The sequence below is a fragment of the Acinetobacter gyllenbergii genome, from assembly GCF_001682515.1.
Classification (GTDB): domain Bacteria; phylum Pseudomonadota; class Gammaproteobacteria; order Pseudomonadales; family Moraxellaceae; genus Acinetobacter; species Acinetobacter gyllenbergii.
Genome location: NZ_KV575262.1, coordinates 356,543 through 383,366, shown reverse-complemented (window position 1 = coordinate 383,366; position 26,824 = coordinate 356,543). Strand labels below are relative to the sequence as shown.

25 protein-coding genes and 2 pseudogenes are annotated in these 26,824 nt (G+C 40.4%); 14 read left to right on the top strand and 13 right to left on the bottom strand.

The features are described from left to right. Nucleotides 1-217 precede the first annotated feature (217 nt). Nucleotides 218-1,867: a phosphoethanolamine transferase gene (locus tag NG55_RS07800; RefSeq protein WP_065342924.1), complete on the top strand. Its 1,650-nt coding sequence runs from the start codon at nt 218-220 to the stop codon at nt 1,865-1,867. Between the two features lie 255 nt (nt 1,868-2,122). Then, a complete protein-coding gene (locus NG55_RS07795; protein ID WP_065342923.1) occupies nt 2,123-2,743 on the top strand; it encodes a thiol:disulfide interchange protein DsbA/DsbL in 621 nt (206 codons plus the stop codon). Nucleotides 2,744-2,958: 215 nt separating this feature from the next. Here the strand turns inward: NG55_RS07795 and xseB are convergent, their stop codons facing one another. The 3 genes from xseB to NG55_RS07780 all read right to left on the bottom strand — a co-directional run bounded on the left by xseB (nt 2,959) and on the right by NG55_RS07780 (nt 5,922). Further along, nucleotides 2,959-3,156, bottom strand: coding sequence for an exodeoxyribonuclease VII small subunit (xseB, locus tag NG55_RS07790; protein ID WP_065342922.1), 198 nt, complete (start codon nt 3,154-3,156; stop codon nt 2,959-2,961). After that, the gene (xseA, locus tag NG55_RS07785) at nt 3,149-4,408 is read right to left on the bottom strand and encodes an exodeoxyribonuclease VII large subunit (protein WP_032865602.1); all 1,260 of its coding nucleotides are present in this window, start codon (nt 4,406-4,408) and stop codon (nt 3,149-3,151) included. The genes xseB and xseA overlap by 8 nt, the downstream gene beginning before the upstream one ends. Nucleotides 4,409-4,563: 155 nt before the next feature. Further along, nucleotides 4,564-5,922: an amino acid permease gene (locus tag NG55_RS07780; RefSeq protein WP_016542000.1), complete on the bottom strand. Its 1,359-nt coding sequence runs from the start codon at nt 5,920-5,922 to the stop codon at nt 4,564-4,566. A gap of 112 nt (nt 5,923-6,034) precedes the next feature. Between NG55_RS07780 and NG55_RS07775 the strand changes: the two genes are divergently transcribed. From NG55_RS07775 to NG55_RS07740, 8 genes are all read left to right on the top strand, one after another. Continuing rightward, the gene (locus tag NG55_RS07775) at nt 6,035-6,391 is read left to right on the top strand and encodes a hypothetical protein (protein WP_065342921.1); all 357 of its coding nucleotides are present in this window, start codon (nt 6,035-6,037) and stop codon (nt 6,389-6,391) included. 127 nt (nt 6,392-6,518) lie between these two features. Beyond that, nucleotides 6,519-7,241, top strand: coding sequence for a hypothetical protein (locus NG55_RS07770; protein ID WP_065342920.1), 723 nt, complete (start codon nt 6,519-6,521; stop codon nt 7,239-7,241). A 207-nt stretch (nt 7,242-7,448) separates the two neighbouring features. Continuing rightward, a complete protein-coding gene (locus NG55_RS07765; protein WP_065343062.1) occupies nt 7,449-8,108 on the top strand; it encodes an amino acid ABC transporter permease in 660 nt (219 codons plus the stop codon). Continuing rightward, on the top strand, nt 8,098-8,769 hold the full coding sequence (locus NG55_RS07760; RefSeq protein WP_065342919.1) for an amino acid ABC transporter permease: 672 nt from the start codon (nt 8,098-8,100) through the stop codon (nt 8,767-8,769). Before NG55_RS07765 ends, NG55_RS07760 begins: the two co-directional genes overlap by 11 nt. Then, a complete protein-coding gene (locus NG55_RS07755) occupies nt 8,766-9,497 on the top strand; it encodes an amino acid ABC transporter ATP-binding protein (protein WP_016541003.1) in 732 nt (243 codons plus the stop codon). Before NG55_RS07760 ends, NG55_RS07755 begins: the two co-directional genes overlap by 4 nt. 18 nt (nt 9,498-9,515) lie before the next feature. Further along, nucleotides 9,516-10,418, top strand: a complete 903-nt coding sequence (locus tag NG55_RS07750) for a transporter substrate-binding domain-containing protein (protein ID WP_065342918.1) — start codon at nt 9,516-9,518, stop codon at nt 10,416-10,418. Between the two features lie 34 nt (nt 10,419-10,452). After that, complete coding sequence (locus NG55_RS07745; RefSeq protein ID WP_065342917.1) at nt 10,453-11,319, top strand: cysteine ABC transporter substrate-binding protein; 867 nt, start codon at nt 10,453-10,455, stop codon at nt 11,317-11,319. 143 nt (nt 11,320-11,462) lie between these two features. After that, nucleotides 11,463-11,909: a VOC family protein gene (locus NG55_RS07740; protein WP_065342916.1), complete on the top strand. Its 447-nt coding sequence runs from the start codon at nt 11,463-11,465 to the stop codon at nt 11,907-11,909. A gap of 77 nt (nt 11,910-11,986) precedes the next feature. Here NG55_RS07740 and NG55_RS07735 read toward each other — a convergent pair whose 3' ends face one another. Together NG55_RS07735 and NG55_RS07730 are read right to left on the bottom strand one after the other, a co-directional pair. Then, a complete protein-coding gene (locus NG55_RS07735) occupies nt 11,987-12,766 on the bottom strand; it encodes a TorF family putative porin (protein WP_065342915.1) in 780 nt (259 codons plus the stop codon). 247 nt (nt 12,767-13,013) lie between these two features. Further along, nucleotides 13,014-14,672, bottom strand: coding sequence for a GMC family oxidoreductase (locus NG55_RS07730; RefSeq protein WP_065342914.1), 1,659 nt, complete (start codon nt 14,670-14,672; stop codon nt 13,014-13,016). A gap of 349 nt (nt 14,673-15,021) precedes the next feature. On the opposite strand from NG55_RS07730, the gene NG55_RS07725 reads away from it, so the two are divergent. Then, complete coding sequence (locus NG55_RS07725) at nt 15,022-16,425, top strand: molybdopterin-binding domain-containing protein (protein ID WP_065342913.1); 1,404 nt, start codon at nt 15,022-15,024, stop codon at nt 16,423-16,425. A gap of 35 nt (nt 16,426-16,460) precedes the next feature. Here the strand turns inward: NG55_RS07725 and NG55_RS20840 are convergent. Both NG55_RS20840 and NG55_RS07720 read right to left on the bottom strand, forming a co-directional pair. Continuing rightward, nucleotides 16,461-16,613 (bottom strand): annotated as a pseudogene (locus NG55_RS20840) (copper resistance protein CopD); the annotation flags it as partial. 60 nt (nt 16,614-16,673) lie between these two features. Then, the gene (locus tag NG55_RS07720) at nt 16,674-17,123 is read right to left on the bottom strand and encodes a winged helix-turn-helix transcriptional regulator (RefSeq protein WP_065342912.1); all 450 of its coding nucleotides are present in this window, start codon (nt 17,121-17,123) and stop codon (nt 16,674-16,676) included. 98 nt (nt 17,124-17,221) lie between these two features. On the opposite strand from NG55_RS07720, the gene NG55_RS07715 reads away from it, so the two are divergent. Continuing rightward, nucleotides 17,222-18,463, top strand: coding sequence for an MFS transporter (locus NG55_RS07715; protein ID WP_065342911.1), 1,242 nt, complete (start codon nt 17,222-17,224; stop codon nt 18,461-18,463). A gap of 69 nt (nt 18,464-18,532) precedes the next feature. Here the strand turns inward: NG55_RS07715 and NG55_RS07710 are convergent, their stop codons facing one another. From NG55_RS07710 to NG55_RS07695, 4 genes are all read right to left on the bottom strand, one after another. Further along, entirely contained in the window at nt 18,533-19,414 is an 882-nt protein-coding gene (locus tag NG55_RS07710) for a copper resistance D family protein (RefSeq protein WP_065342910.1), read from the bottom strand. A gap of 76 nt (nt 19,415-19,490) precedes the next feature. Beyond that, nucleotides 19,491-19,862, bottom strand: coding sequence for a copper resistance CopC family protein (locus NG55_RS07705; RefSeq protein ID WP_065342909.1), 372 nt, complete (start codon nt 19,860-19,862; stop codon nt 19,491-19,493). Nucleotides 19,863-19,980: 118 nt separating this feature from the next. Beyond that, a complete protein-coding gene (locus tag NG55_RS07700) occupies nt 19,981-21,168 on the bottom strand; it encodes a TCR/Tet family MFS transporter (protein WP_065342908.1) in 1,188 nt (395 codons plus the stop codon). 318 nt (nt 21,169-21,486) lie between these two features. Next, complete coding sequence (locus NG55_RS07695) at nt 21,487-22,710, bottom strand: MFS transporter (protein WP_065342907.1); 1,224 nt, start codon at nt 22,708-22,710, stop codon at nt 21,487-21,489. 148 nt (nt 22,711-22,858) lie between these two features. On the opposite strand from NG55_RS07695, the gene NG55_RS07690 reads away from it, so the two are divergent. Both NG55_RS07690 and NG55_RS07685 read left to right on the top strand, forming a co-directional pair. Continuing rightward, entirely contained in the window at nt 22,859-23,635 is a 777-nt protein-coding gene (locus NG55_RS07690) for an AraC family transcriptional regulator (protein ID WP_065342906.1), read from the top strand. Between the two features lie 95 nt (nt 23,636-23,730). Then, nucleotides 23,731-24,882: a winged helix-turn-helix domain-containing protein gene (locus tag NG55_RS07685; RefSeq protein ID WP_065342905.1), complete on the top strand. Its 1,152-nt coding sequence runs from the start codon at nt 23,731-23,733 to the stop codon at nt 24,880-24,882. A 56-nt stretch (nt 24,883-24,938) separates the two neighbouring features. Here the strand turns inward: NG55_RS07685 and NG55_RS07680 are convergent, their stop codons facing one another. Together NG55_RS07680 and NG55_RS20555 are read right to left on the bottom strand one after the other, a co-directional pair. Then, complete coding sequence (locus NG55_RS07680; protein WP_407638704.1) at nt 24,939-26,129, bottom strand: acyl-CoA dehydrogenase; 1,191 nt, start codon at nt 26,127-26,129, stop codon at nt 24,939-24,941. Between the two features lie 230 nt (nt 26,130-26,359). After that, nucleotides 26,360-26,712, bottom strand: a pseudogene (locus NG55_RS20555) (NAD(P)/FAD-dependent oxidoreductase); the annotation flags it as partial. Nucleotides 26,713-26,824: the final 112 nt, after the last annotated feature.

The following is a 26,824-nucleotide window of genomic DNA, read 5'->3' as shown; positions in this document are numbered from 1 at the left end:
CACATTACATCATCATGCTTAAATTAATCGGCGTATAATTTTTTATTCCTTCTTATATTTTATAGTTAATTTTTTAAATTATGACGTGTAAATTACATTTTTGTCATATTTAAAATATAGATTAAATTTGAGATATACTTTTGAAATTAGAGTGATGTAATTTTTATTTCGGGTTTTATTTTTTTAAAGGCTGGGGTGTCTTTTTGGAAGTTTGGAAATGCTTTGGTTTAAAAAAATATTTTGTAAGGATGTTTCATTATTAAAGTTTAATTTTATATTAGCCATCTGGTTGGGTCTATTTTTAAACTTTTCGTTCTTTATAAAAATTCAAGATCTCACCCCTTATTCAGGTGTCAAAAGTTTTCTGTTTTTGATGGCTTCTATATTGGTGGTTATCTTTACATATAATTTTATATTTCAGATTTTTAACGGGCGTTGGTCAGCAAAACCCATTGCGATTTTTCTGATCTTAATTGGCGGATTTGCATCCTATACCGTAACTTCACTTGGTGTATGGATTACTTCTGATCAAATCCAGAACATGATGCAAACCAACTTTACAGAAGCACGAGATCTTTGGTCTTGGTATCTTTTGGTTTGGGTATTGGGAATGATCATTCTCCCTATTTTTGTTGTTGCTCTGGTTAAAATTAGACTTGAAACCAAGCCTTTTATTTTTCAAATTACTAGAAAAATTCTAACTGCAGTTGTTTCTTTATCCATCGTCATCATTATGTTGTTTATTTTCTATGTCGATTTTGCCGCTATTTTTCGTGAAAATCGCAGCTTAAAAGGAATGATTTCACCACAAAATATGATTGCCTCTTTTGTTTCATATTACAAAAAGAAAGCACCTAAAAAGAACCAACCCTTAATTATTTATGGTGAAGATGCAAGGCTTTTGCAGCGTGAAAATGCATTACCTAAGCTGATGGTACTTGTAGTGGGTGAAACAGCCAGAGCGGAAAACTTTTCTTTAAATGGATATAACAAACTCACCAATCCAGAAATGGCTCAACAGGATATCTTGAACTTTTCTAAAGTGAGTTCGTGTGGAACGGCAACGGCTGTTTCTGTTCCATGTATGTTTTCAGGGATGCCACGTAAATCCTATGATGAGCGCTTAGCCACTCGTAGAGAGGGCTTACTTGATATTGCACAGCGCGCTGGTTATCAGGTCACTTGGATTGAAAATAATTCTGGTTGTAAGGGCGTTTGTGACCGGGTAGAGACGTTTAAGATTGCAGAACCAATTCAGAAAAAGTGGTGTAAAGGTGGAGAATGTTTTGATGAGATCTTAATTGATAGTCTGAAATCCTATCTACAATCTATTCCGCCAGGGGATACTCAACCTCGTTTGCTTGTATTACATCAATTAGGCAGTCATGGCCCTGCGTATTACAAGCGAGTCCCAGCCGAATTTAAAGTCTTTAGGCCCACATGTGATACCAATGCTATTCAAGGATGTAGTCGTGAAGCTTTGCAAAATACCTATGACAATACCTTGTTATATACCGATTATATCTTGAGTCAGCTAGTTGAAACATTAAAACAGAATACACAGTATGAAACTGGCTTATGGTATTTGTCTGATCATGGGGAGTCCACCGGTGAAAGTGGTATGTATTTACACGGTGCACCTTATATGATCGCACCACAACAGCAAACGCATATTCCGATGATCATGTGGTTCTCTACACGTTGGAAACAGTCCAACCCTGAGCAGATAAAATGTTTGTCGACACAAAAAAATAATGAATTGAGTCAGGATAATTTATTTCCGACCATGTTAAGTTTACTCGACATAAAAACGAAAGTTATTGATACTGAAACGGATATGCTAGCAACTTGTCCATATATAAAATAAGGTTAATTAAACAGGTTAATATGTGTATTTTTGTGATGTGGTATTTATTTTAAGGCTGAGTGTATGGTAAAAATAATAACTTAGCGATATACGTTCCTCCAGTGAAATATTTATATCGTCATCCCATTCACTTTGCGGAGTGTTTGGGATTTTTTAAATGAGTAATCATTAAGTCGGGGTTAATGTCTGATTAAAATATTTATTTTAATGCAAATATTAACTAGATTAGAAGTGACTGTAAGAGCTATAAGTTAAATGAAAAAGTTTATTTTAACCAGTGCGGCTGCAATTGTTGCAGTATGTTCAACACCAAGTATGGCCGCAGATTTTATTGCCGGTAAAGATTATACCGTGGTTCAAAATCCAGTAAAAACCTCAGCACCAGCCAATACAATCGAAGTGCGAGAATTCTTTTGGTATGGATGTTCTTATTGCTTTAAATTAGAACCACATATGCAGTCTTGGTTAAAGACCATTCCTAAAGATGTTTATTTTCTGCGTACGCCAGCTGCAATGAATCCAATGTGGGAACAAGGCGCTCGTGCATATTATGTGAGTGAGGCTTTAGGAGTACGTAAACGTACCCATCTCCCATTATTCCATGTCAACTTTTCAGGTAAGGAAAAGGTTTTACAAAAAGAAGCTTTTGCCAAGTTTTTTACTCAATATGGTGTTTCTGAGGCAAAATTTAATAGTACCTTTGACTCTTTCCCGATTACGGCAAAAATTGCAGAATCAAACCAATTGGCGCAGAAATATCAACTTACGGGTGTCCCAGCAGTTGTGGTAAATGGTAAATATATTGTCCAAGGTGGAGATAATAAAGTTGTTCAAGTCGTTGAATATTTAGTGAATAAAGAGCGTAAGGCTCAGTAATTTCCGTGTACAAATCAATGGCAAACCTATAAAGTTTATACCGTAAATCAAGAGCGTATGAAGGTGTTGTTAGTGTGGTTGCGACAACACTTCTTCGTTCATCAAAGTGTTCAAGATTTAAAATAAAATGCCGAGATCAGTGCAGCATAATTTTATCGCGACATGGTCATCGTTTCTTAGGATTCATTATAGAACTGACTTCTTTACACTAGAAATTAATTCTCTTTAAAGGTCTTATTCAATGCTTGTTGTACAGCATCCACGCGTGATTTACATGCTTTGTAGGCCGTCATTGACTCTTCAACGATCTTCATCAGATTATCTATATCTGGCTCTTCTTGCGTTTCAAGTAGATCGGCATTCTTTTTTAATAGTTCGTAACCTTCCTTAAAGCTTAACTCTTTCTTAGTCATGATGAATTACCTCATTTACATTAGCATGGATATAGCCATCTTGCATTTCAATGGAAATTGTCGAATGCACCTGATGGATTGAGCGAACTGCTTTATTTTCACAACGGACAATGCCATAACCTTTTGCTAAAACATTTTTAGGATTTTGCAATAATGTTTCCCGCATTAAAGATTCAATGTGTGTCGAAGCGGTTTTAAGTTGCTGTTTGGCAAAATATTGCAGCGCTGATTTCGCCACTTGCAAGTGTAGATGGCTGGTACTAATTTGATTTTCAGCCTGCGATTTGATGCGATTAAGCAACTGATCATTGTGGCTTTGATAGGCTGTAATTTGATGTTGAGAAAGCAGTTGAATTCTTTGTAGATGATCCATGACATCTTGCGAGCGTTCTGAAATCACATTACGAATCCCCGCAATCACTTTACTGGGTGTATCGAAGGAGCGATGTGCGATTTCATCTAAAATAGTTCGGTCTTTTTCATGCCCAATTCCCACCCAGATTGGGACTTTACGTTTACACAGCAGGGCAGCCAGATCATAGTCATTTAAATAAGCTAAGTCATTGACGGCGCCACCACCACGAATGATCACGATCAGATCTGGTGGTAAGGTATAGTCTTTTGCCCATTGGCGTAGCCCTGAGCTTAAAGACTCCATAATACTATGCGCGGCTGTATTTCCCTGAAAGGTCGCGGTGTGATAAACAAAATGACAAACATCTGCTTTGTGTAATGCATCCGCATCTTTTTTGAAATCGCCCAATCCTGCTGCATTCTCTGGTGCAATCACCAGCACATGTTCAATATCAAAGGGTGTTGGTAGTTGTTTATTCAGATGTACCAATCCTTCACTGCTTAATCTAGCTAAGATCTGCTGATAACGTTTTGCGATATCGCCCAAGGTAAAGCTTGAGTCGATGTCCTCGATATTGACCGAAAAGCCATATTGCGGATCAAAACGAGCCTTGATTTTAATCAGTACATTTAAATCTTTTGAGAGTTCTATACCACTTTCGCGCTCAAATTTGAGCACCATTTTAGCCGCAGTGAATTTCCAAATCGTGGCTTTACAGCTTGCGATGACTTTATCGGTATCTTGTTCTTTTTCAGCCAGTTCAAGATAGTAATGCCCACCTTTAATATTTAAATTCCGAATCTCAGCTTTGACCCAGACAGGCTCATCAAAAGACAGGCGAATAATTTCCTGTACCGCTGAGAGATAATCACTAAGAGAGAATTGAGGTTCGGACATTGGATAGCGTAATGAAGGGGACAGAGCTATAGTAGCAAATTGAGTAAGCTGATAACAAATCAGGCCTATGATGTCTAAATTTATGATTCGCATAGAGGATAACGCATCTACAGTTTTATGGTTGAGTGCTGTAGATGCGAAAGACTGATTATGCTTTAAAGCGATTTATTCCATTTTAAAACTTTAAATAATCCGAACATAAACATGATCCAGACTGGAATCAGTATCACAGATTCTTTAAAGCCTTGTGTCCACATGATATATAAAATCATGACGATAAATGCGAGAACCAGATAGTTACTAAACGGTGAGAATAACGCTGGAAATTTTACAGTCTTGCCTTCTAATCGAATGGCACGCTTAAATTTCAAATGGGTAAAGCTAATGATCGCCCAGTTTAAGACCAAAGCTGCTACAGCCATATACATCAGATGGCTGAGCGCTTGTTCTGGAACAAAATAATTCAGTAAGACACAACCGAAAATAAGAACAGAAGAAAAAATCACAGCAGGCATTGGTACGCCTTGCTGAGTGACTTTAGCAAAAATCTTAGGCGCATTACCTTGTACCGCCAACCCAAACAACATACGGCTATTGGCATACATGCCGCTGTTATACACCGAGAGTGCTGCGGTCAAAATAATAAAATTAAGTAAATGCGCCGCCCAATCAATGCCTAATTGACTGAAAATCATCACGAAAGGGCTTTTATCCAAACCACCTAGATCAAGTTGATTCCAAGGAATCAATGACATGATGATCGCCAGTGATGCTACATAAAACACCAAAATTCTGAAAATCACTTGATTGACGGCTTGAGGAATACTTTTTTCTGGATTTTCTGCTTCAGCAGCGGTCATACCAATCAACTCAATGCCGCCAAAAGCAAACATTAAAAAGGCTAGCATGTAAAACAAGCCTGAGAAGCCATGCGGAAAAAAGCCACCGTGTTGCCATAAGTTAGTGAAACTTGCAGTCGAATCTGCTCCAGCGGTCAGTAATAGGTACAAACCGAACAGGATCATTGAAATAACGGCAACAACTTTGATAATGGCCAACCAGAATTCGGATTCGCCATAAAACTTCACATTGCCCAGATTTAAGCAAGTGACGACAATGAAGAAAAATAAAGTTGAGATCCATGCAGGGATATGTGGCCACCAATAATGGATATATTTGGCAATCGCTGTCAGCTCAGTCATTGCCACTAAAATATAAACCACCCAGTAATTCCAACCCGACAAGAAGCCAGCGAAGCTTCCCCAATATTTTTGTGAGAAATAGCTGAACGAACCTGCTACAGGTTCTTCTACAATCATTTCACCCATTTGTCGCATGATCAAAAATGCGATCAAACCGACAATGGCATAGCCCAAAATAATCGAAGGGCCTGCGGACTGAATTGCCTGAGCTGAGCCTAAAAACAGACCCGTACCCACCGCACCACCCATCGCAATCAATTGGATATGACGGTTTTTTAGCCCACGTTTTAATTGGGGAGAGGAATTACTCAAAATATGCTGCGCTGAATAAAAAAGAACTGATTGTAATGGATAGAAAGAAGATCGACTAGGTTGAAAATTGGATTATGATCAATAGGCAAAATATAATGATGAGATTGCTGATATGGGGATGCTTTATAGAGTTGGATTTAATGAAAAACAACCTTTTGGCTATCAATGGACAGAATTTGATTGTAATTCTACTGCTGATTTCTATCTTCGTAGTTTAATCAAAAGATCAATTCAGGATACCCATCCAAAGCTTTATGAAAAAATTACAGAAGAGCTATTTGTTGAGCAAATTAGATTTGATCGGCTATCTTCACAGCAATTTATGGATATTGTATTTGCTATTAGAACAGTAATAAGCTCAAATGAATTATCAGAAACGCAAAGGCAAGGTGCAAAAATTTGGGATACGGCAATTGAACCGCTTGTTATGGTGGATGAAAGATATCATCTTTATTTTAAGATAAAATAGAGTCTTATACACAGCTTTGGTTTTGATTCTAAAAATTGAAAATAGAAATGGGTGTACCAAGCCTGTACTGAGTTTAGAGAATAAAGTTATTTAGATGGGCTAAAATAAGAGGTGAATAAAAACGATTATGAACTCAGATTTAAATGAAAAAGATTCTCCTTTTGCTATTATTTTAAAAGGTTTTTCAACTTTTGGGCTAATCTTTGTCCTGTTTAGCTTTTTTTTAGGACTTTCTGTTGGATTGTATAATTATTCTGGACTTGAATTAGATGATATTGCTCAATTTATTTGGTATATAACATATTTTTATTTCGCATATTTGCTTGGTTTTTGTATATTGAAGCAAGTGTATATACGTAATAAAGATAATATTTGTTTTGATAAAGTTAGAGTTTTAATTTACTTTTTGTTGGTTGCTTATTATTTTTTAATATTTTTTCGATATTATTTTTTTGATATTGAGCATGACCTATATGGTTTTAGACTGATGCTGGGTTTTATATATCCTTTTTGGATACTAACACCATTATTTTTGTTTAATTCAAAAGTTAAATTCAATGTGTATTTATGTATTGTACTTTGCATAGTGGAAATTATATTTTGGTTCTTGTTTTTTAAAATAAGTGGTTCTGATTTCTATAAAAGACCAACTTTTGTTAGTGTGATGATTAGTTCACTTATATTTACTCTAACTTTTCCGAGGTATCTCTCATGGTTACAAAAAATCGATGTTGATAAATGGGTGGCTCCATTTTTTTTAAAACAAGAGAGAATTTTATCAAAAGTAATATCTTGGCTAGCAATCGTACTAGGTGGTTTATTTATGTTTTTGTTCTATTTATGTTTTTAATTTACTGGTTGAGTTAGTAAATGCCGGAGAAATGTCCGGCATTTCTTATAAGCTAAATTGAGGAAATAAAACCTATCATCCAAATTTCAGCAAAGCTTAGCAAATAATAATATTTCATGTGAAATTTCAATCAGCATAGACTCATCCAAAGATAAATAACAACAACGTATTTATCAAAAAAATCAATTTTTCATTCGGATGTTTTCTTTGGATTGGCTGTATATACAGAGTGTACTGCCGCAGTTCTATGCGGCCACACTCATGACCTTAAAAATCTCCTTCATTGGTATTGTGTTATCTATTTTATTGGGGCTGATCTGTAGTGTGATTAGTACCTATAACGTTCGAATACTCAACAAAATTGTCAAAGTCTATATTGAGGTTTCCCGCAATACGCCCTTGCTCATTCAGCTATTTTTTCTCTATTACGGTTTACCTAAGATCGGCATCAAACTCGATGGATTCACCTGCGGCGTAATTGGTCTGACTTTTTTAGGTGGCAGCTATATGGCGGAAGCCTTTCGTGCTGGCCTGCAGTCAGTTGCTCAAGGGCAAATTGATTCTGCTCGAAGTGTGGGTCTCAACGCCGTGCAAGTTTTTCAATATGTGGTATTTCCACAGGCACTGTCGCTGTCTATACCTGCCATTGGTGCGAACTGCTTATTTCTGATTAAAGAAAGCTCGATCTTGAGTGCGATTGCCGTGGTGGAACTCCTGTTTGTGACCAAAGATTTGATTGGCATGGATTACAAAACCACAGAAGCGCTATTTCTATTAATCATGGCCTATCTGATCATTTTGTTACCTGTTTCGGCTTTAACGAGTTATCTGGAATATCGCAGTCGGAAGGTGAGCCATGGGACTTGAGTATTTATTTCAACCGAGTCATATCGAACGTTTGCTGTATGGCTTATTACAAACCATCGAAATCGCCTTTCTATCTGTATTTTTATCTGCCATTTTCGGGACAATTTTTGGGGTGATCATGACCTCAAAAAATATGCTGATTAAAATCCTGTGCCGTTTCTATCTGGAAATCATACGGATTGTACCCATCCTCGTCCTTTTATTCGTTTTTTATTTTGGTTTTGCGACATGGTTTAACTGGCAGTTGTCATCGTTTTGGGTCTGTATTTTTGTATTTACCCTATGGGGAAGTGCGGAAATGGGCGATCTGGTTCGCGCTTCGATCACCTCGATTGATCAACATCAACGGGATTCTGCCTATGCAGTAGGACTCAATCATATACAGGCCTTAGTTTATGTGATTTTCCCACAAAGCTTAAAACGGGTAACACCTGGCGCATTAAATCTGTTTACCCGCATGATTAAAACCAGTTCATTAGCCGTACTGATCGGGATGGTGGAAGTCCTGAAAGTGGGGCAGCAGATTATTGAAAATTCATTATTGACGGTACCCAGCGCATCGCTGTGGATTTACGGTTTCATCTTTATTCTTTATTTCCTGATTTGTTATCCATTATCGCTTTTAGCAGCGCATTTAGAAAAAGTGTGGGAGAACGCATGACTTTGTTATCGATACAGCATTTACACAAGTTTTATAAACAAAGTCATATTTTGCATGGCATTGACCTAGAGGTGCAACAAGGTGAAGTGGTGGTGATTTTGGGGCCATCCGGTTGTGGAAAAAGTACCTTGTTACGTTGTATCAATGGGCTGGAACCGATACAAGACGGTGAGATCCATCTCAAAGATGTGGGTGTGCTAGGGCAGGATTTGCCATGGGATAACGTGCGCCAGCAGATCGGCATGGTGTTCCAGAACTATGAATTATTCAAGCATATGAATGTGATTGATAACATTTTGCTTGGTCCGTTAAAAGCGCAAAAACGCCTACGTGCGGAAGTGGAGCAATTGGCCGATCAATTGTTGCAGCGGGTAGGTTTGCTCGATCGTAAATACGATTATCCCTCCAATTTATCCGGTGGACAGAAACAGCGGATTGCGATTGTCCGTGCGTTGGTGATGCAACCAAAAGTGATTTTACTGGATGAAATTACCGCAGCGCTTGACCCTGAAATGGTACGGGAAGTCCTAGACGTGGTGCTGAAACTGGCACAGGAAGGCATGACCATGCTGATCGTCACCCATGAAATGGGCTTTGCCCGCAAAGTGGCGGATCGCATTATTTTTATGGATAAGGGCAAGATCATTGAACAAAGCTCGCCAGAAGCATTTTTTCAGCATCCACAGACAGAACGCGCGAGAACCTTTCTCAATATTTTGAATTATTAAAAACGATAAGAGGACTTTATGAGATTGAATTTAGCAGTTGGGCAATATGACCATTCTTTAAAAATAAAAATGTTTGGTCTGAGCATTACTTGTGTACTGATGGCAGGCGTGTTGACTGGCTGTAATCAACCCGCTTCCTCTGAACCCCAAAATACGGCACAAGATACTTCACTGGAACAGATTCGGGAAAATGGTGTATTGCGGGTTGGTGTATTCGCGGACAATCCACCGTTTGGCTATGTCGATAGTGCAGGCAAAAATCAGGGCTTTGATGTGGCACTGGCTAAGCGTGTTACTCAAGATCTGCTTGGCGATGAACATAAAATTCAGTTTGTGATTGCGGAAGCGGCTAATCGGGTTGAGTTTCTAAAATCAGGAAAAGTTGATGTGGTTTTTGCCAGTTTTTCAGTGACACCAGAACGGCAACAGGTGGTTGATTTTTCTGAACCTTACTTAAAAGCATCCTTAGGAATTGTCTCTCCCAAAGCCAAAGCCATTACCGATGTAAAAGCGCTGGAAGGCAAAACTTTAATTGTAAATAAGGGTTCAAGTTCTGAAATTTATTTCACGAAGCATTATCCCAAAGTCAAATTGTTGAAATTTGGACAAAATACCGATGCCTTCAATGCATTGATCGATGGTCGTGGTGATGCCATCTCCCAAGACAGTACCTATGCCTTGGCATGGGCAGCGAAAAACCCGAATTATGTGGCAGGCATTCCTCAGATTGGTAATCAAGATTTTATCGCAGCAGGCGTGAAGAAGGGCAATAGCCAATTACTGCACTGGCTCAATGATGAAATTAAACAGCTCAGAGCGACAGGTGAAGTTCAAAAGATTTATGACCAAACCTTGAAGCCGATTTATGGCGAAACAGTGAATCCGAATATCTTTTTGGATGTCGATATCTCCAAGCAATAACAGATTTTTATAAGGTTAAAAAATAGGTGAACTTATGCAAACAATAACATTTTCAAATATTCAAAAATTACTGTTGGCTTCAGTATTTAGTTTAGGACTGACAGCATGTAATAAAAATCCGCAGCCGACTGAAAAGACCGCAGATACTTCAGCGCAGGTTTCCAGTATTGAACAGATTAAGAAAAACGGTGTGGTTCGGATTGGCGTATTTAGCGACAAGCCGCCGTTTGGTTATCTCGATGCACAAGGTAAGAATCAGGGCTTTGATGTGGAAATTGCCAAGCATGTGGCCAAAGATTTATTGGGCGATGAAAACAAGGTTCAATTTGTACTGACGGAAGCGGCCAACCGTGTTGAATATCTGAAAGCCAATAAAGTGGATATTATTTTTGCCAATTTCACCGTGACACCTGAACGTGAGCAAGTGGTGGATTTTGCCAAACCCTATCTAAAAGTCGCTTTAGGTGTTGTGTCTCCTAAGAACAAACCAATTACTGATATTACTCAGTTAAAAGATCAAACCTTATTGGTGAATAAAGGCACCACAGCGGATTCATTTTTTAGCAAGCAACATCCTGAAATTAAGTTGCAAAAATATGAGCAAAACACAGAAACTTTTGATGCTTTAAAAGATGGTCGAGGTGCTGCTTTGGCACATGACAATTTATTGGTGTTGGCATGGGCAAAAGAAAATCCAAATTACACTGTCGGCATTACCAATTTGGGTGAGCAAGATTTAATTGCACCTGCTGTACAAAAGGGCAATAAAGAACTGTTGGATTGGTTAAATCAAGATTTGCAAAAGCTAGCCAAAGAAGGCGTGATTCATCAGGCCTATGAAAAAACCTTAAAGCCAGTCTATGGCGATGCTATTCCTGCCAAAGATTTAATTATTGAATAATCAGTACAGCTAAAGAAAAAGGCGAGGCGAGATTAAATCTTGCTTCGCCTTTTTATCGCAGAGCATTTACTTATCTTACAAAGTAAAGACAGTGATCAGAAAATCCGTCCCTTAGAATGAATAAAACAAAGGGAATACATCAAATGCAAAGTACAGAAATTGATTTTATTGTCAAAGATACCATGGCGGCATTGGCGTTTTATGAGCGGGTTTTTGAGGTTGAAAGAATCGAAGTCGGTGATTTTGTGCTTGGACAAAATAGTGTGATTATCAGTATTCATGGTGTCCATTTTCATATGTTGGATGAAAACCCAGATTTCCAATTATTGGCGCCTACTCCTGAGAGCTATATCCCAATCTGGTTTAATATTACTGTCACGGATATTGAAAAGACCTTGCAGCAGGCTGTGGATGCAGGTGCCGCACTGGTTCAGGCGGTGCAAGATAAGCCTAAAATGGGCATTAAAAATGCCATGTTTAAAGACCCTTTTGGCTATATGTGGTTATTGCATCAGGTGCTTGAAGTTGTAGATTATGAAACACGGGCTCAGTTATTGGCTCAACAAGGGTTTCAGCGTAAATCCAGTTAGAGCGAATCAGTCAAATAAATGTGATGCTATACAGCAAGCGATAAAGTGTATTCGTGCTTGCTGTACTTCATTTTAATCTAAAAGGACTTGGTCAGACTAAACACTGCGGCGGTTTTAACACCTTTTTGATTGCTATCGGAATAACCTGTGTGATCTAGGTCAGTTCCAATCGCAGCTAGTTCAGCAGTTAAGTTCATCGGTCTATAATTATAATTCGCTGCAATTTTCCAATCGAAGAAATGATCTTTGGCGGTTCCACCATAAATAGCTTGGCTGGCTTTGGAATAGCCTAAGCTTGCAACTGCTGCAAAGTTGGTTTGTGCGATCGGCGTCGTATATAAAAGATTGAAATACCAATTTTTGACATTTTCACCGACGTTTTGGCGAGTGGCTTTTCCGCCGTATTGAGGGGTATAACTGATACTTGGTGTAAAGCGATCACCATCGTTCAAAGCGCTATTGATGATCAGCTTGAGATAGTATTCGTTATAATTTAAATCGCTTTTTCCCACGTAATGATAGCGTAGCATACCGATATCAATGGTGGGCTGGAATTTCCCGAATGTGATTGGCGCTGTATAACCAAGTGAGGGGTCAAGTTCTAAGTGCGCTTCATCACCGAAATCGACATTTGATGCAAATGCCGCGGCATAAAATCCAGAGGAATGGTTTACAACAAAGTTTCCTTGTAATGCCGCATCATTTTTAGTCTGCGTTTGTCCACGCCAGCGATAGTCACTCGCCAAAGCAACATTCCCACTCAGACTGAAATTTGCTGTAGCGGTTTGATCGGTTGCCAAAGCATAGCTTGAGCAGAACGTTGTCGTTAAAAGTAATATATGATGCAAAGTTTTCATGACATCCCTAAATGATGAGTTAATTGAGATGTTATGAATATTATGATTTAATCGATTGATAAATAATAAAATTATCGTAAATTGTGCGTAAAGAAAGCATAAATTTTGACTGCTGCTCATATTGTTTTGTGTCAGCATTCTACCTAAATTGATTTCACAACTTAAATAGAGTTGGATCGGTCTAGATAAATGCTATTGGTTAAAACATTAAAGTTTTAATGTCTTAACCTAAGTTTTTAGTGCTCTGTTAAACATAATCTGTTTGATTTGATTGAGTCTCTGGTTGGGGGATTGGTATCAAGCTTTGTTTATCTGGAATAAAGGACATCGCTCGTTCAGCTAAGGCTGTAATGGTTAGACTTGGGTTTACCCCTAGATTTGCACTGAGCATCGATCCATCAATCACATATAAATTTTTATAATTGAAGATGCGATTTTGGCTATCAATTACGCCGTGGTCTGGTGTGGAGGCAATGGCACAGCCTCCCATACAATGGGCAGTAAAGGGGACATTGAATAAGATTTCAGTGAGTGTTGTCATGGGTTGACCATTAAACATCTTTGCAACTTTCTCAGTAAAAGTATTCGCTTGTGGGATGTAGACAGGCAAGGTTTGGCCTTCACTGGATAAAACCTTACCAAAAGGCCACCACCAATGACGTTTTAAGCGCATGTTGATTGAAGCATCCGCAGTTTGCATCACCAAAAAGATAAGAGTTTGCCGTGCGAAACCAATTGGATTGCTCATTCTTAAGAAAATAAATGGATGGCAAATCAATGCCCATAACCAATAAAAAATACGTGTCCAACCTGGTTTGCCTTTGGCCATGTAAGTACACATCAAACCCATTGCATCTGAACCATTTTGATATCGGGTTGCTTCAATATGTGTGTCATGGTCAATATAAATACTTGAGCCAATGGCAACACCTTTACTCATATCAATATCTTTTCCAAAAAAACGCACACCCAAGATGGATTCAGCATTGGTACGCACACGATTACCTAAGTCATCAGAAATATTGGGTAAGGAGCCTGACTGTTTTAAACGGAACAGCAGTTCTTGTGTTCCAAGTGAGGAGGCTGAAAAAATGACATGACGAACGCGCCATGAACGGCGTTGTTTGTTGAACCACGAACTTGAACATTCCGTAATCACTTCATAACCGTCGCTACCATCAACCTTGCCATTTAAAGGTTTAACGTCGACGACTTTGGTTTCTGCGTACACTTTTGCCCCATTTTTCTCTGCAAAATATAGATAGTTTTTATCGAGTGTATTTTTTGCATTGTGCTTGCACCCTGTCATACATCCACCGCAGGCGGTGCAGGTGGCTCGTTCGGGACCTGCACCATTGAAATAAGGATCTGGGTAGATTTTTCCACCTTCCTCACCTTGTGGCGGAAAGAAAGTAGCGACACGAGTAGGTTTAAAGGTGTGACCTACACCAACAGCCTCTCCCATTTGTTTTAACATATGGTCAGCTGGACCAAAAATTTTATTGTCAGTTACGCCGAGCATTCGTTCTGCTTCAGCATAGTGTTGCGGCATATCTTCTTTCCAGTTGGCTGCTTTAGCCCAAGAACCTTCATCCCAAATGTGCGTTGGTGGTATGAGGAGGGTATTGGCATAGGTGATTGAGCCTCCGCCCACGGCATTACCGCAAATGATGGTGACATGGCGAAAAAAACGCATATTGAAATAACCAAAAAGTTTCATGCCAGGTCGCCAAATCCAGCGACGGGTGTTCCAGTTAGTTTTTGCAAAATCTTCTGCTTGCCAGCGGCGTCCCATTTCCATGACGGCAACGGAATAGCCTTTTTCAGTCAGACGACAAGCAGAAACACTTCCACCAAATCCTGAACCGATAATGAGATAATCATAGTCATAATTGTTTGTTGTCATGCCGAGAACTCCTTTCAGGCAATATTTTGTATGTTCGGTCGTGCATATCATGCTTTATCTATTTTTACTTTATGCTGCTCCAAGTGTAGGGTCGATGTGAAATAGAGACAATCTGAGGTAATTTAGTGCCATTGTAGATTGGCTTGGTTTATCTTGACGAGAAGTTCATATTTGATTTTGAAAAGAATGATTATAATTTCCATGATAATATAAAGATATTTTTAGCTTATTTGTTTTATAAACATACAGAATAAAATTATGCTTTGGAGGGGTGTGTTGTTTTGTATACAGAAATAAGTGGTTCTCATATTATTAATCTTATTGTTAAAATCATTATTTAATTATACTTATGCACAAGCGACTACCCGTACCTGAAAATCTTCCCTGTAGATTAACCGATGCTTTTTATCGTATTTATCAGCATTTACCGAAAGGTCATTTAAAAACGTTAGTTGAGTTGGATGATGCTCTGAATCAAGTGAATGCAAGTGATGTCTATGCTCTACAAAACTTCCCACATCATAATTTTTCAGCATATGCAGGATGGGGTGTTGACTCCAAGCTGACTCAACATGCCAGCCAAAAAAATCCAGTTGTAGTAAAAGATTTGTATTTCTGGAAACAACAATTATATCGCTCTATTAACCCTTATAAATTGAATTTAGCTGGCTGCTTAACAAAGATACCTGAATTTACCAAACTTCCAGAAGGGATGGATGCAATTATTTTAGAAGAGGATAAGCGCTTAGATTTTTCTGATATTGAAAATGTAAAAGTAAAAACTCCTATTGCTGTCATGCATGGTGTTATTCAACAGAGTAGTGTATTTAAGCAAGGTGATTTAATTCTTGAAAAAAATAATAAGATTACACCTGAAAAATTAATTGCATTAAGACGTGCAGGAATTAAAACATTATCGATCTATCGACACCCTAAAATATTGATCGTAAATATGCATCCTTTCGATAAACAGGATGAGATCAGTGAAGAGTGTTTATATATCCAAGATTTGTTAAAAACTTGGGGATATCATCAGGTAGAAATTAAATCACACAAACCAGCACGTTATGATTGTGCTTTTGAAAATCTAAAAAAAGAAAATCATCCCGCATTAGATGAGGCATTGACTTCGGGCTGGGAAGAGCATCAGCAGTTTTTTGACCAGCAAATACCTGAATTTGACATGATTTTGTGTTGGTTTCCTTTAAATAGGTATTCTTCTGAACTTAAGCTTTCAAGGCTGGCTAATTTTTATCAGGGTATTGGTGAGAGTCCACTGAATACATGTTGTATTCCAGCCAACGAATTCCGAATTTTTAATAGTAATGACCGAACTCCAAAGATCAGCCAAACTGTGCAACTGTATGATGAAAATGGCAATCATAAAGGATCTCGTGTAGAGATTACTGAAGATAGAACAACGATTATCAGCCTAGCAGGCGATATGCAAGATGTTGCCATGCTAATGCATATGTTTGTGAAATATATTTTAAATAAGCATATTCCCGATTTTTTTGACCATCTATATTTAAAAGGTAAAATCAATCAGCAAATCCAGCCTGACTTAAAGCATAGAAAGTTGTTGTGGGGTCGTTATAAAATGGAGGCAGATGGTCAATATGCGTTACAGTTGATTGAACAACATCCTTACCAGATAGACGCTTTCATTGCAGCCAATTGCATTATTATTCTGCCATTTGCAGAGCATCCGATTCCATCGGGTGAGGAACTTGATTTTATCAAAATAGATTAAATTGGATACTCAGTTGATATTGACTAGGCGCTGGACTATTCAATCCCGACAACAGTCGTAATAAAGACTGTTGTCATTAAAATGATTAAGCCAAGCGACATTTCAAACAGGATGGCATAGCCCAGCTGTTTGGCAAATTGGGGCTGTTCTCCATGCGAAGTAAAGTCGCATTTATTGAAAGCAGTCAATCGTGATGCTGATCGCAAATCACAATCTAATCATAAAACCTTGTATGTAGAGAATAATCTCTATGGATTGACCTTTAATACTTCAGTGCTTGCTGTGCTCAATACAGTGCCCTCATTGGAGATGGGGATCATCAAGGGAACAGGCTGCCTTGTTGTTTTTTCAATCAGGACAGAATGAGTTTCATTTTCCCCAAATAGATATTGTTCCCCCCATTGGCGTAATGCCACCACGATTGGAAACAGCTGTTCGCCTTTGTCCGTCAGAATATATTCTTGATAGCTTGTGCCATCGGAAGCAGCGCGTGTTTGCAGAATCCCAGCAGCAATTAATTTATGTAGTCTGTCTGAGAGAATGTTACGCGCGACATTAAGGCTTCGTTGCAGATCACCAAAGCGGTGTAGCCCGTCCATTATATCGCGCACAATTAATAAGGACCAACGATCTCCAATCACTTCAACACTCCGTGCAACAGGGCAGAATTCTGGACTCGAAATTTCAGGGTTTGGCATCGCATTCTCAGCAGATTAAAGGGTGAGCTAGTTGCATTTTAAAACTAGGTCGATTAGGATTCAACTAGTTTTAATTTGAAACTAGTTTGGGTGTAGATATGAATATTCCCTGTAGGTCTTCCTTACCCAAAAATGAAAAATGTTTTTTAATTCAGCCAAAAAAATTGCCGACCAGTTTGGTGTTTTTGTTTGCGATTGCAAGCGGGCTTAGTGTTGCCAATGTCTATTATGTGCAACCATTACTCGATGCGATTGCTCAGGATTTAGCAATCAGCTATGCCGCTGTTGGTAGTGTGATTTTAGTGACGCAAATTGGTTGTGCTGTGGCGCTGTTTCTGTTGGTGCCATTGGGTGATCGAATTAATCGGCGTCGGTTGATGTTATTCCAGCTGTTGGCACTCTGTGTTGCTTTGATTGCAGTCAGCATTACCAAGACGACTTTGAGTCTATTCACCAGTATGTTTGCTGTAGGCTTGTTAGGGACTGCCATGACGCAGGGACTGATTGCCTATGCGGCAAGCGTGGCGGATTTGCATGAGCGCGGTTATGTTGTCGGTACAGCACAAAGTGGTGTATTTATTGGCTTGCTGTTGGCGCGTGTATTTGCTGGAGCAATCAGTGATGTTGCGGGTTGGCGAAACGTTTATTTCTGTGCGGCAATGCTCATGTTGGTGATTGCCATACCGCTTTGGAAATCTCTGCCTGTGGTTGCGAATCCACAGTATAAGCTAAGCTATCCACGGTTGCTCGGGTCGATGTTGAGCTTGCTTTGTCACAATAAGATATTACAAATACGTGGTCTATTGGCACTGTTGATGTTTGCCGCTTTTAATATTTTTTGGAGTGCCTTGGTCTTATTATTGAGCTCAGCGTCATATCATTATTCTCATACAGCGATTGGTGCATTTGGTTTGGTTGGGGTACTCGGTGCCTTAATGGCGACACAAGCTGGGCAATGGGCAGATCAAGGTTTTGCGCAAAGAACCACTGGCTTTGCCTTACTGATTATATTGTTGTCTTGGTTTGCATTCGCTCAAATTGAATATTCAATTGTTGCGTTAATCATTGGTATTTTATTACTGGATTTGGGTGGGCAAGCTTTACATGTCACCAATCAAAGCATGATTTTCCAAACTCAACAAGACAACCAAAGTCGCTTGGTTGGACTGTATATGCTGTTTTATGCGGTTGGGAGTGGTTTAGGAGCGATCAGCAGTACTTTGACGTATGCACGAGCTGGATGGCAAGGCGTGTGCGTACTCGGCGCCTGCATCAGCATCATGGCTTTGTTATTTTGGTGGATCACACGACATGTTAAACATGACAGCATGTCTGTTTAACGCAATCGAGTGAATCAGGGCTTTATTCAAATGCCCATGATTCACATCGAATAGCAGTTCCTTGTGATTTTATTCAATTCCGACAACTGTGGTGATATAGGCAGTGGTCATTAAAATCATGAAGCCGAGTGACATTTCAAACAAAATGGCATAGCCGAGTTGTTTTGCAAATTTAGCCTGTTGTAGACGTGGACTAAAGTACCATTTGTTAAAAGCGGCCAACAGTAAAATGCCGATAACCAAGACAAGCTTAATGATAAAACCTTGTCCATAAGGTGTGGCAATAAGCGCATCAAGATCCTTAAGCAGGAGTAGTGCAATGGTGATGCCGCATGCAATCAGAATACCGACGATAAATGCGGCAATCTGTCCAAATAAATGCATAGATTGTTTTAACGGTAGCCCACTGATAATGCGGCTGGTTTTCCAAAGCGGGTAGAGCGACCCCATCCAAACAGACATTAAAAGCACATGGATCGTCAATAAAAGCTGGGCGAAAGTGGAGAGGTTGGTGACATGGCCGAGTTGAGAAAAACTATAGGCGATCAGCAATACAGGAATTGGCCAAATGCATTTTTCAAACAGGCTAATTTCAGTTCTCTGCGTTTTGAGTTTAAAAATCAGCAATGCCAGCAGTAATGCAAAGCTGATCATACGAAGCAGATGGGCATGTCCCGTCGCAGTGTTGATCAGAATGTTGATATAGTTCCAGTCAAACATGCCGAGCAGGCCTGTATTGGCAAAGCTTCCAACTAAAAACAAGAAACCCAGCGTACTGGACATAAAACCAAGGGCGGCCCCAATGCTGATGTAATTGACCATCCCTTTTTTAATTTCAGCATAGTGTCCGAGGAGGAAATAACAGAATGCACCTCCAATGACAAAAGCAGTACTTAGATATAGGCTAATTTTTATTATCCAGGCGGCGAATATCCAATATTCAGGCATCATTTTTATTCCTAACCCCGAGCAACTGGTCAAGGGATGAGATTGGCAAGTTGCTCATCTATTTCGAGTTTGATTTGGCTTATTTCAAAGTAAAACTATATTCACCGTTCATGTTGTGTCCATCTTTGCCCATGGTGCTCCAAAGCACGGTATATTTGCCCTTTTTCAGTGAAGGTAAGGCCACATCAAATGATTTTTTCAGGTCATGGCTGACCTTATAATTCAATGGAAGTTCACGGCGTTGTTCGTCTAAAACTTGAATCTTCATTAACATCACCTCATCACCAAAATTAAGGTTAAGATTTTTAGGTTGGGTTGAAACTATGGTATTTGCAGCGGGTGTAGCACTGATCAAGCTGACATGAGCAAAAGCGGTTGATGTAGCAATCGTTAGGGTTGTACCGATGATCAGGTTGCGCAACATGGTTTTACTGTTTTGCACAAAACTCATTTTTTATCCTCTTTTAAAGCATGATGTGGGACTGAGGGCGCAATCAGCACTCTCAGCTTTCATCTTTATTATCCAAGCTATATCAGTACTTCTGAACAACAGGAAAATTACGTTTTTGTCATTTTGAAGGTTGCATATTTGGTTTGAGGCTACGAATCAGAATAGGCAGCGCAAGTAGATAAATCATGACTACACTCAGCCAGATTGCACCCGGCCATTTGGATTGAAATTGAAAATACAGGGTGGAAAATAGTAGAGGAGCAAACATGGAGGCCAAGCTGATTGTAGAGGCAATAATGCCTTGAAATTGACCTTGTTGTTCTGGTGAAACTTTTTGCGAAGCCAAGGCTTGTAATGACGGGGTACCGATACTGCCTAAGGCGAAAAGTGGCATGATGATAAAAATGATCCAGCCTTGTTGGGCAAAAGCCATGATGGATAATGCAATACAAGAGCAACTTATTCCGATAAGGACGGTATTTCGATCTCCAAATCGTTTGGAAGTATGCTGAGGAATAAAGGCTTGAACCAGCATTTGAGATAAACCAAAAGCAGCTAAAGATAGCCCCACCCAAAAACCGTTCCATTGAAAGGTAGCATGTCCCCAAAGCGCCCAGCACACCGCATAAGCTTCACCTGTGCCACTCAAGATAAAAAAGGTGGCAATTAAAGGAAGTATATTCGGGATTGATCGAAGCGAGGTAAAGGCTTTAAATGAATTCAGACTCGAAACAGGATTGTTTGAGAGCTCGGCTGTTTTTGACTCAGGCAAGACCCAATAGGCCAGTAAAAAGTTGAGACCTGAAAGAATGGCTGCGATGATAAAGGGCAGTCTGAGCCAGTAGTCACCCAGCAAACCACCAAGGATTGGTCCAATAATAAAACCTGCACCAAACATCGCGCTCATGAGCCCAAAGTATTTGGCACGTTGATCTGGTTTGGTTATATCGACAAGATAGGCGGAAGCAACTGACATATTGGCACTGCTCATGCCTGCAATGATTCGACCGATCAATAGCAGCACCAGACTATGTGAAAAGGTCAAGAACGTGTAGTTGATGGTTGAACCTGCCAATGACAGCAGCAGAATCGGTCGCCGTCCAAATCGGTCACTTAATGCACCGAGTACAGGTGAAAAGAGGAATTGCATGGCGGCATAGAGACTGCCGAGCAGACCGATGTATAATGCAGTCTGATGACTATGTGTAATATCTTGAAGTAAGGCGGGTAAGATTGGAAAAATCAGCCCGATGCCAATCGCATCTAAAGCAATGGTCGAAAAAATAATAAATAGAGAGCGATTCATAAAGCGTCCTATCGAAAAAGCAGGTACAGCAATGCTGCGAAAACCTGTTAACGATGCCTGATAACAACTCAAGCCCTGATGAACGCTGACCGAATCTTAATGATTGGGATATGTGTTGATGTGATATTTTTCGCGAATGAAAAAATATCAACATCAATTTTTCGCGGTTTTTTTTATCGTAACAATGAAAACGAAGGAATCTAGCAAGTTCCAACGATGGCTAAAATTCTAGCACTTAAACGTGCAGGCAAACAAGATCATGTTGATCACTCAGAACTGCAGCAGGCCTGTTGCTATGCTGTAGTTCTGAGTGATGGATTATTTTTTGGTATTCGGCAAGAACGCAGTCATAAAACCTAAAAGTGGCAGGAAGGAGCAGAGTTTATAGACCCAAACAATACCATGGGTATCGGCTAAATGTCCCAGTCCCGCTGCACCAATCCCACCGATCCCGAACATCAGTCCAAACATCAAGCCTGCAACCATTCCGACACGACCAGGCACGGCTTCCTGAGCATACACCACTAAGGCAGAGAAAGCAGAGGACATCACTAAACCAATCACAATTGCTAGGATCGCTGTTCCAGTAAGGCCAACATAAGGCAACATCAAGGCAAACGGTGCAACACCCAAGAAGGAGACCCATACCACAGCTTTACGACCGATCCGATCACCGATAGGGCCACCTGCAAATGTTCCCAGAGCCACTGCACCCAAGAAAATAAACAGATACAGCTGAGAGGTTTGAATAGAAACATTAAAACGTTCAATCAGGTAGAACGTAAAATAATTGGTAATGGCCGCAATATAGATAAATTTGGCAAACATCAAAACACAAATCACCGCCATGGCCTGAATCACTTGTTTACGGGTCAAGGTGGAGATGACACCTTGACTAGCAGCACGTTGTACAGGGGCTTGTTTAACCAACCATTTGGTGACACGTAATAAAACGAAAATCGCCAAAGCAGCAACCAAAACAAAGAGGCCAATTGCCCCTTGCCCATTTGGAATAATCACGGCAGCTGCCATTAATGGCCCAATCGCAGAACCGGTATTGCCTCCAACTTGAAACATCGATTGTGCTGTACCAAAACGTCCACCCGATGCGGTACGGGCGATGCGAGAGGCTTCAGGATGAAAAGTCGACGAGCCTACCCCAATTAATGCGGCAGCAAACAACAAACTGTGAAAGCTTGCTGCAATCGCCATTAAGCCGATGCCGATCAGTGTGGCTGCCATACCCATTGGCAATAAATAGGGTTTTGGATGTTTATCAGTATATAGTCCAATCCACGGTTGTAATAAGGATGCGGTAATTTGATAGACCAAGGCAATCCAGCCGATTTGAGCAAAACTTAAGGAAAATTCGGCTTTTAACATCGGATAACTTGCAGTGACTACGGCTTGAATTGAATCATTTAACAGATGGGCAAAAGCAACTGCGCCGACAACACGTAACACGAATTTCTGCGGTTGATCATTCGGTGGAAATTGCTCTTGTGGAAATGCATTCTCAAGAGTGCCTGTATTGCTTGCCATGATTGCTCCAACACGTTGTATCAGTTTGAATGGTGCTGCTGAAAGAGGTTTGTTTTTCAGTACTTTTATCCTAAACTGAATAGAAATCGGCCCACAATCATATTTGGGACAGATAGTGTCGAGTTCAGGCCATTTTTAAGGAAGGGCAATGCGTAATATTCAGGTCAATGATTATCAGGATGTGGCGCGTGAAGTGATGGCCACGGGCAATGATTATGCCGATGGCCATCTGTTGGCAAGTCATCGCCATCGTCGAGGTCAATGTCTGTATGCGATTACAGGGGTCGTAACGGTGATTACAGCTACTGGCAGTTGGGTGGTGCCACCGAAACGTGCACTTTGGATTCCAGCAGGGATTGACCATGAAGTACACATGGGCGGGATCACTAAAACCCGTAGTGCCTATATTCTCCCTGAAACCGCAAATGCAGCAGGCTTACCAGCCTATTGTGCCGTGATCAACGTGTCGCCCTTATTGCATGAGCTATTGTCGACCGCGGTTGATTTGCCTGTTGAATATGTGTTGGGGAGCCGAGATGATTATCTCATGCGATTAATCATTGCAGAAATTGCACTGATGCCTGAACTGCCTTTAAATGCGCCCTTGCCGCAAGAACCACGGTTAGCCGCCTTATGCCTGCAATTGTTAAAAGCACCTAACTTGGACGATGATCTTGATCAAATTGCAGCACAGGTTGGCATGAGCCGTCGTAACTTTACACGAATTTTTCGGCAGCAAACGGGGATGAGTTTTAGCAACTGGCGCCAGCAAGCCTGTTTGCTCAATGCGTTGACCCGCATGGAATTGGGGCAATCCATTACCCATGTCGCAATCGAGTTGGGTTATAGCAGTAGCAGTGCTTTTACCGCAGCCTTTAAACGTTCTTTGGGCGTGGCGCCTCGTTTTTATATACAAGGAAAATAAACAAGGGATTGGCATAATTGTGTTAATTTGAATAACTGCATTTATTGCAGCTTCATCTCTCTTGATCGATAAAATATGATTTAAATGACAATATTATGATTTCATTATTAAAACGCTTGGCTTTATCTCATCAAGGTTTAGAAAAAAACAATCGATTTGGTGAGGGCTTATCTGGTACACAACAAGCCATTGAGCATCTGGGTTATGTGCAAATTGATACCATTTCAGTGGTGGAACGTGCCCATCATCATGTGTTGTGGAGTCGAGTGCCGAATTATCAATTGGGTCATTTAAATCAACTGGTACAAGATCAACTGATTTTTGAACATTGGGCCCATGCCGCATCTTATTTACCGATGCGGGATTATCGCTATGCCATGCCGTTAATGCATTCTATTCGTAATGGAGAAAGCCGTTATTTCTCAAGAGGTGATCAGAAACTGATGCATGAGATTCTGGCTCAGGTGAAAGCCGAAGGCAGAATCCGACTCAGAAATATGCAGAAGGACAAACGGGAAGGGCCTGCAGGCTGGTGGAATGCTGGACCGAGTCGCAAGGCAATTGAACAGTTATTCATGCAAGGTGATTTAATGATCTGTGAACGTAATGGCATGGAGAAAGTCTATGACCTGACCGAACGTTGCATACCGCAGGGTATTGATCTAAGCACACCGACTTTACAGGAATATGCACAGTATTTATTGGATACTACCATACGTGCCCATGGCGTATTTACATGGAAGCAATTGCTGCATTTAAAAACCAATAAAGATTTACGTGACATCATGCGTAAACTTTTGGACGAACAGATTGATGCAGGCGTGATCAATCTGATCAAGCTGGAAAGTGGGCAAACGGTTTATGTGGCCAGCGCCGTGTTGGAACATAAACCCAAGATCAAAGCGGAGGTTAAAATCGTATCTCCGTTTGATAATCTGGTGATTCATCGGGAACGTTTAAGTTGCTTATTTGACTTTGATTATCGGATTGAATGCTATGTACCTGCGGCCAAACGACAATATGGTTATTTTTGCTTACCGTTGCTTTATGCGGATGATTTTGTTGGACGAATCAACTGTAAAGTGCATCGTCGTGAACAAAGATTAGAAGTGATAAGTTTGCATTTAGAAGATGCCAATATGCGAAATCGAGATGAGTTTTTGCTTGCATTAGAACGAGAATTACAGCGTTTCGCCCAATTTAATCAGTGTACTAGTATTGACCTAGATAAGATCAAGATGCGATAGGGCGAGCTATCTAACGTCGATGCTCGCCGTTTTATTTTTAGTCGTCACTTAGCGCTTTAGAACGCTGCGAGTCCTGTCTGGGCTCTGCCTAAGATCAAGGAATGCACATCATGGGTGCCTTCATAGGTATTCACAACTTCAAGATTGACCAGATGACGGGCGACACCAAATTCATCACTGATTCCGTTTCCGCCCAACATATCTCGCGCCAAACGGGCAATCTCCAAGGCCTTGCCACAGTTATTGCGTTTAATCAGAGAGGTCGCTTCAACTGAGGCAATACCATCGTCTTTCATTCGACCAAAGCGAAGGGCAAGCTGTAGGCCGAGCGCAATTTCTGTTTGCATGTCTGCCAACTTTTTTTGAATCAGTTGGTTGGCAGCCAGTGGCTTACCAAACTGCTTTCGATCCAGTGTGTATTGGCGTGCGGTGTGCCAGCAAAATTCAGCTGCTCCCATGGCGCCCCAAGCAATACCATAACGGGCACTGTTCAAGCAGGTGAAAGGGCCTTTTAAGCCACGTACTTCGGGAAATGCATTTTCTTCAGGAACAAAGACTTGATCCATCACAATTTCACCTGTAATAGACGCTCTTAAGCCGACTTTGCCGTGAATTGCCGGCGCAGAAAGCCCTTGCCATCCTTTTTCTAAAATAAAGCCACGAATCGGGCCGACATTGCCTTCAGGCGAAACCTCTTTGGCCCACACCACAAAAACATCCGCAATTGGACTATTGGTAATCCACATCTTGGCGCCAGTTAAATGGTAGCCACCTGCAACTTTTTTGGCGCGACAGGCCATACTGCCTGGATCTGAACCATGGTCGGGTTCGGTTAGACCAAAGCAGCCAATCCATTCACCTGACGCAAGTTTGGGCAAGTATTTTTGCTTTTGCTGTTCAGTCCCGAATTCATGAATGGGCACCATCACCAACGAACTTTGCACACTGGCCATTGAACGATAACCCGAATCAACACGTTCAATTTCACGGGCAATCAGACCATAACTCACATAATTCAAGCCTGCACCGCCATATTGTTCTGGGATGGTGGGTCCGAGCAGGCCTAGTTCACCCATTTCCCTAAAGATGTGCGGATCGGTTGTTTCATGACGGAATTGATCAAGCACCCGTGGCATTAACTTATCTTGGCAGAATGCATGGGCTGTATCACGAATCATGCGTTCTTCTTCGTTCAGTTGCTGTTCAATTAAAAAAGGGTCATTCCAGTTAAACTCTACGCGGCTCATTATTTTTTCCTTCATGATTGTTCTAGAAAGTTCCTATCAATTTGTTTTTTAAGCTTAGCTCCCGCAGGAACTAAGCTTACCTAAAAAATGACAATCGAGAGTAGAAATACCTCAACTTATTCGGGATATAGAGCAATTAAATCTCTGCAAAACTATCCATCCATTTACATGTTTGGGTAGTTAGGACCACCTCCACCTTCAAGTGTTACCCAAGTGATATTTTGTGATGCGTCACCAAAGGAAACCACATAGTTTCCATCGTTGTGCATTGACTTCGGTACCATCCAATGCGGCATTTTTTGTGCTTTACTATCAGATAATAAGAAATATGTTTCGTCCAGTGGTGCATCTTCTTCTTTCCAGTTTGGAAATAATTCATTCATTACGTGGTTTAAGTACAACATCAGAAAGGATATGCGCACCTACCTCACTCAGAGCCTTTTTCAACAACACAAACAGAAAGATCAGGCAGGTTGTTTTCAATCGCTAATTGACGAATTTTAATTGCAGCAGATAAACCCGAAGGTCCTGCGCCTACGATCACTACGTCAAACTCCATTGACTCTCGGTTTTGGTTTTTCATTTTAAGAAATACTATTTCGCTTAGCGATACTTTATGTTAATAAAATGAAAATATCAAATAAAAATAGCAAAAAATTGCCTAACAGAGAGATTTAGAGGAGGCATAAAAAGGC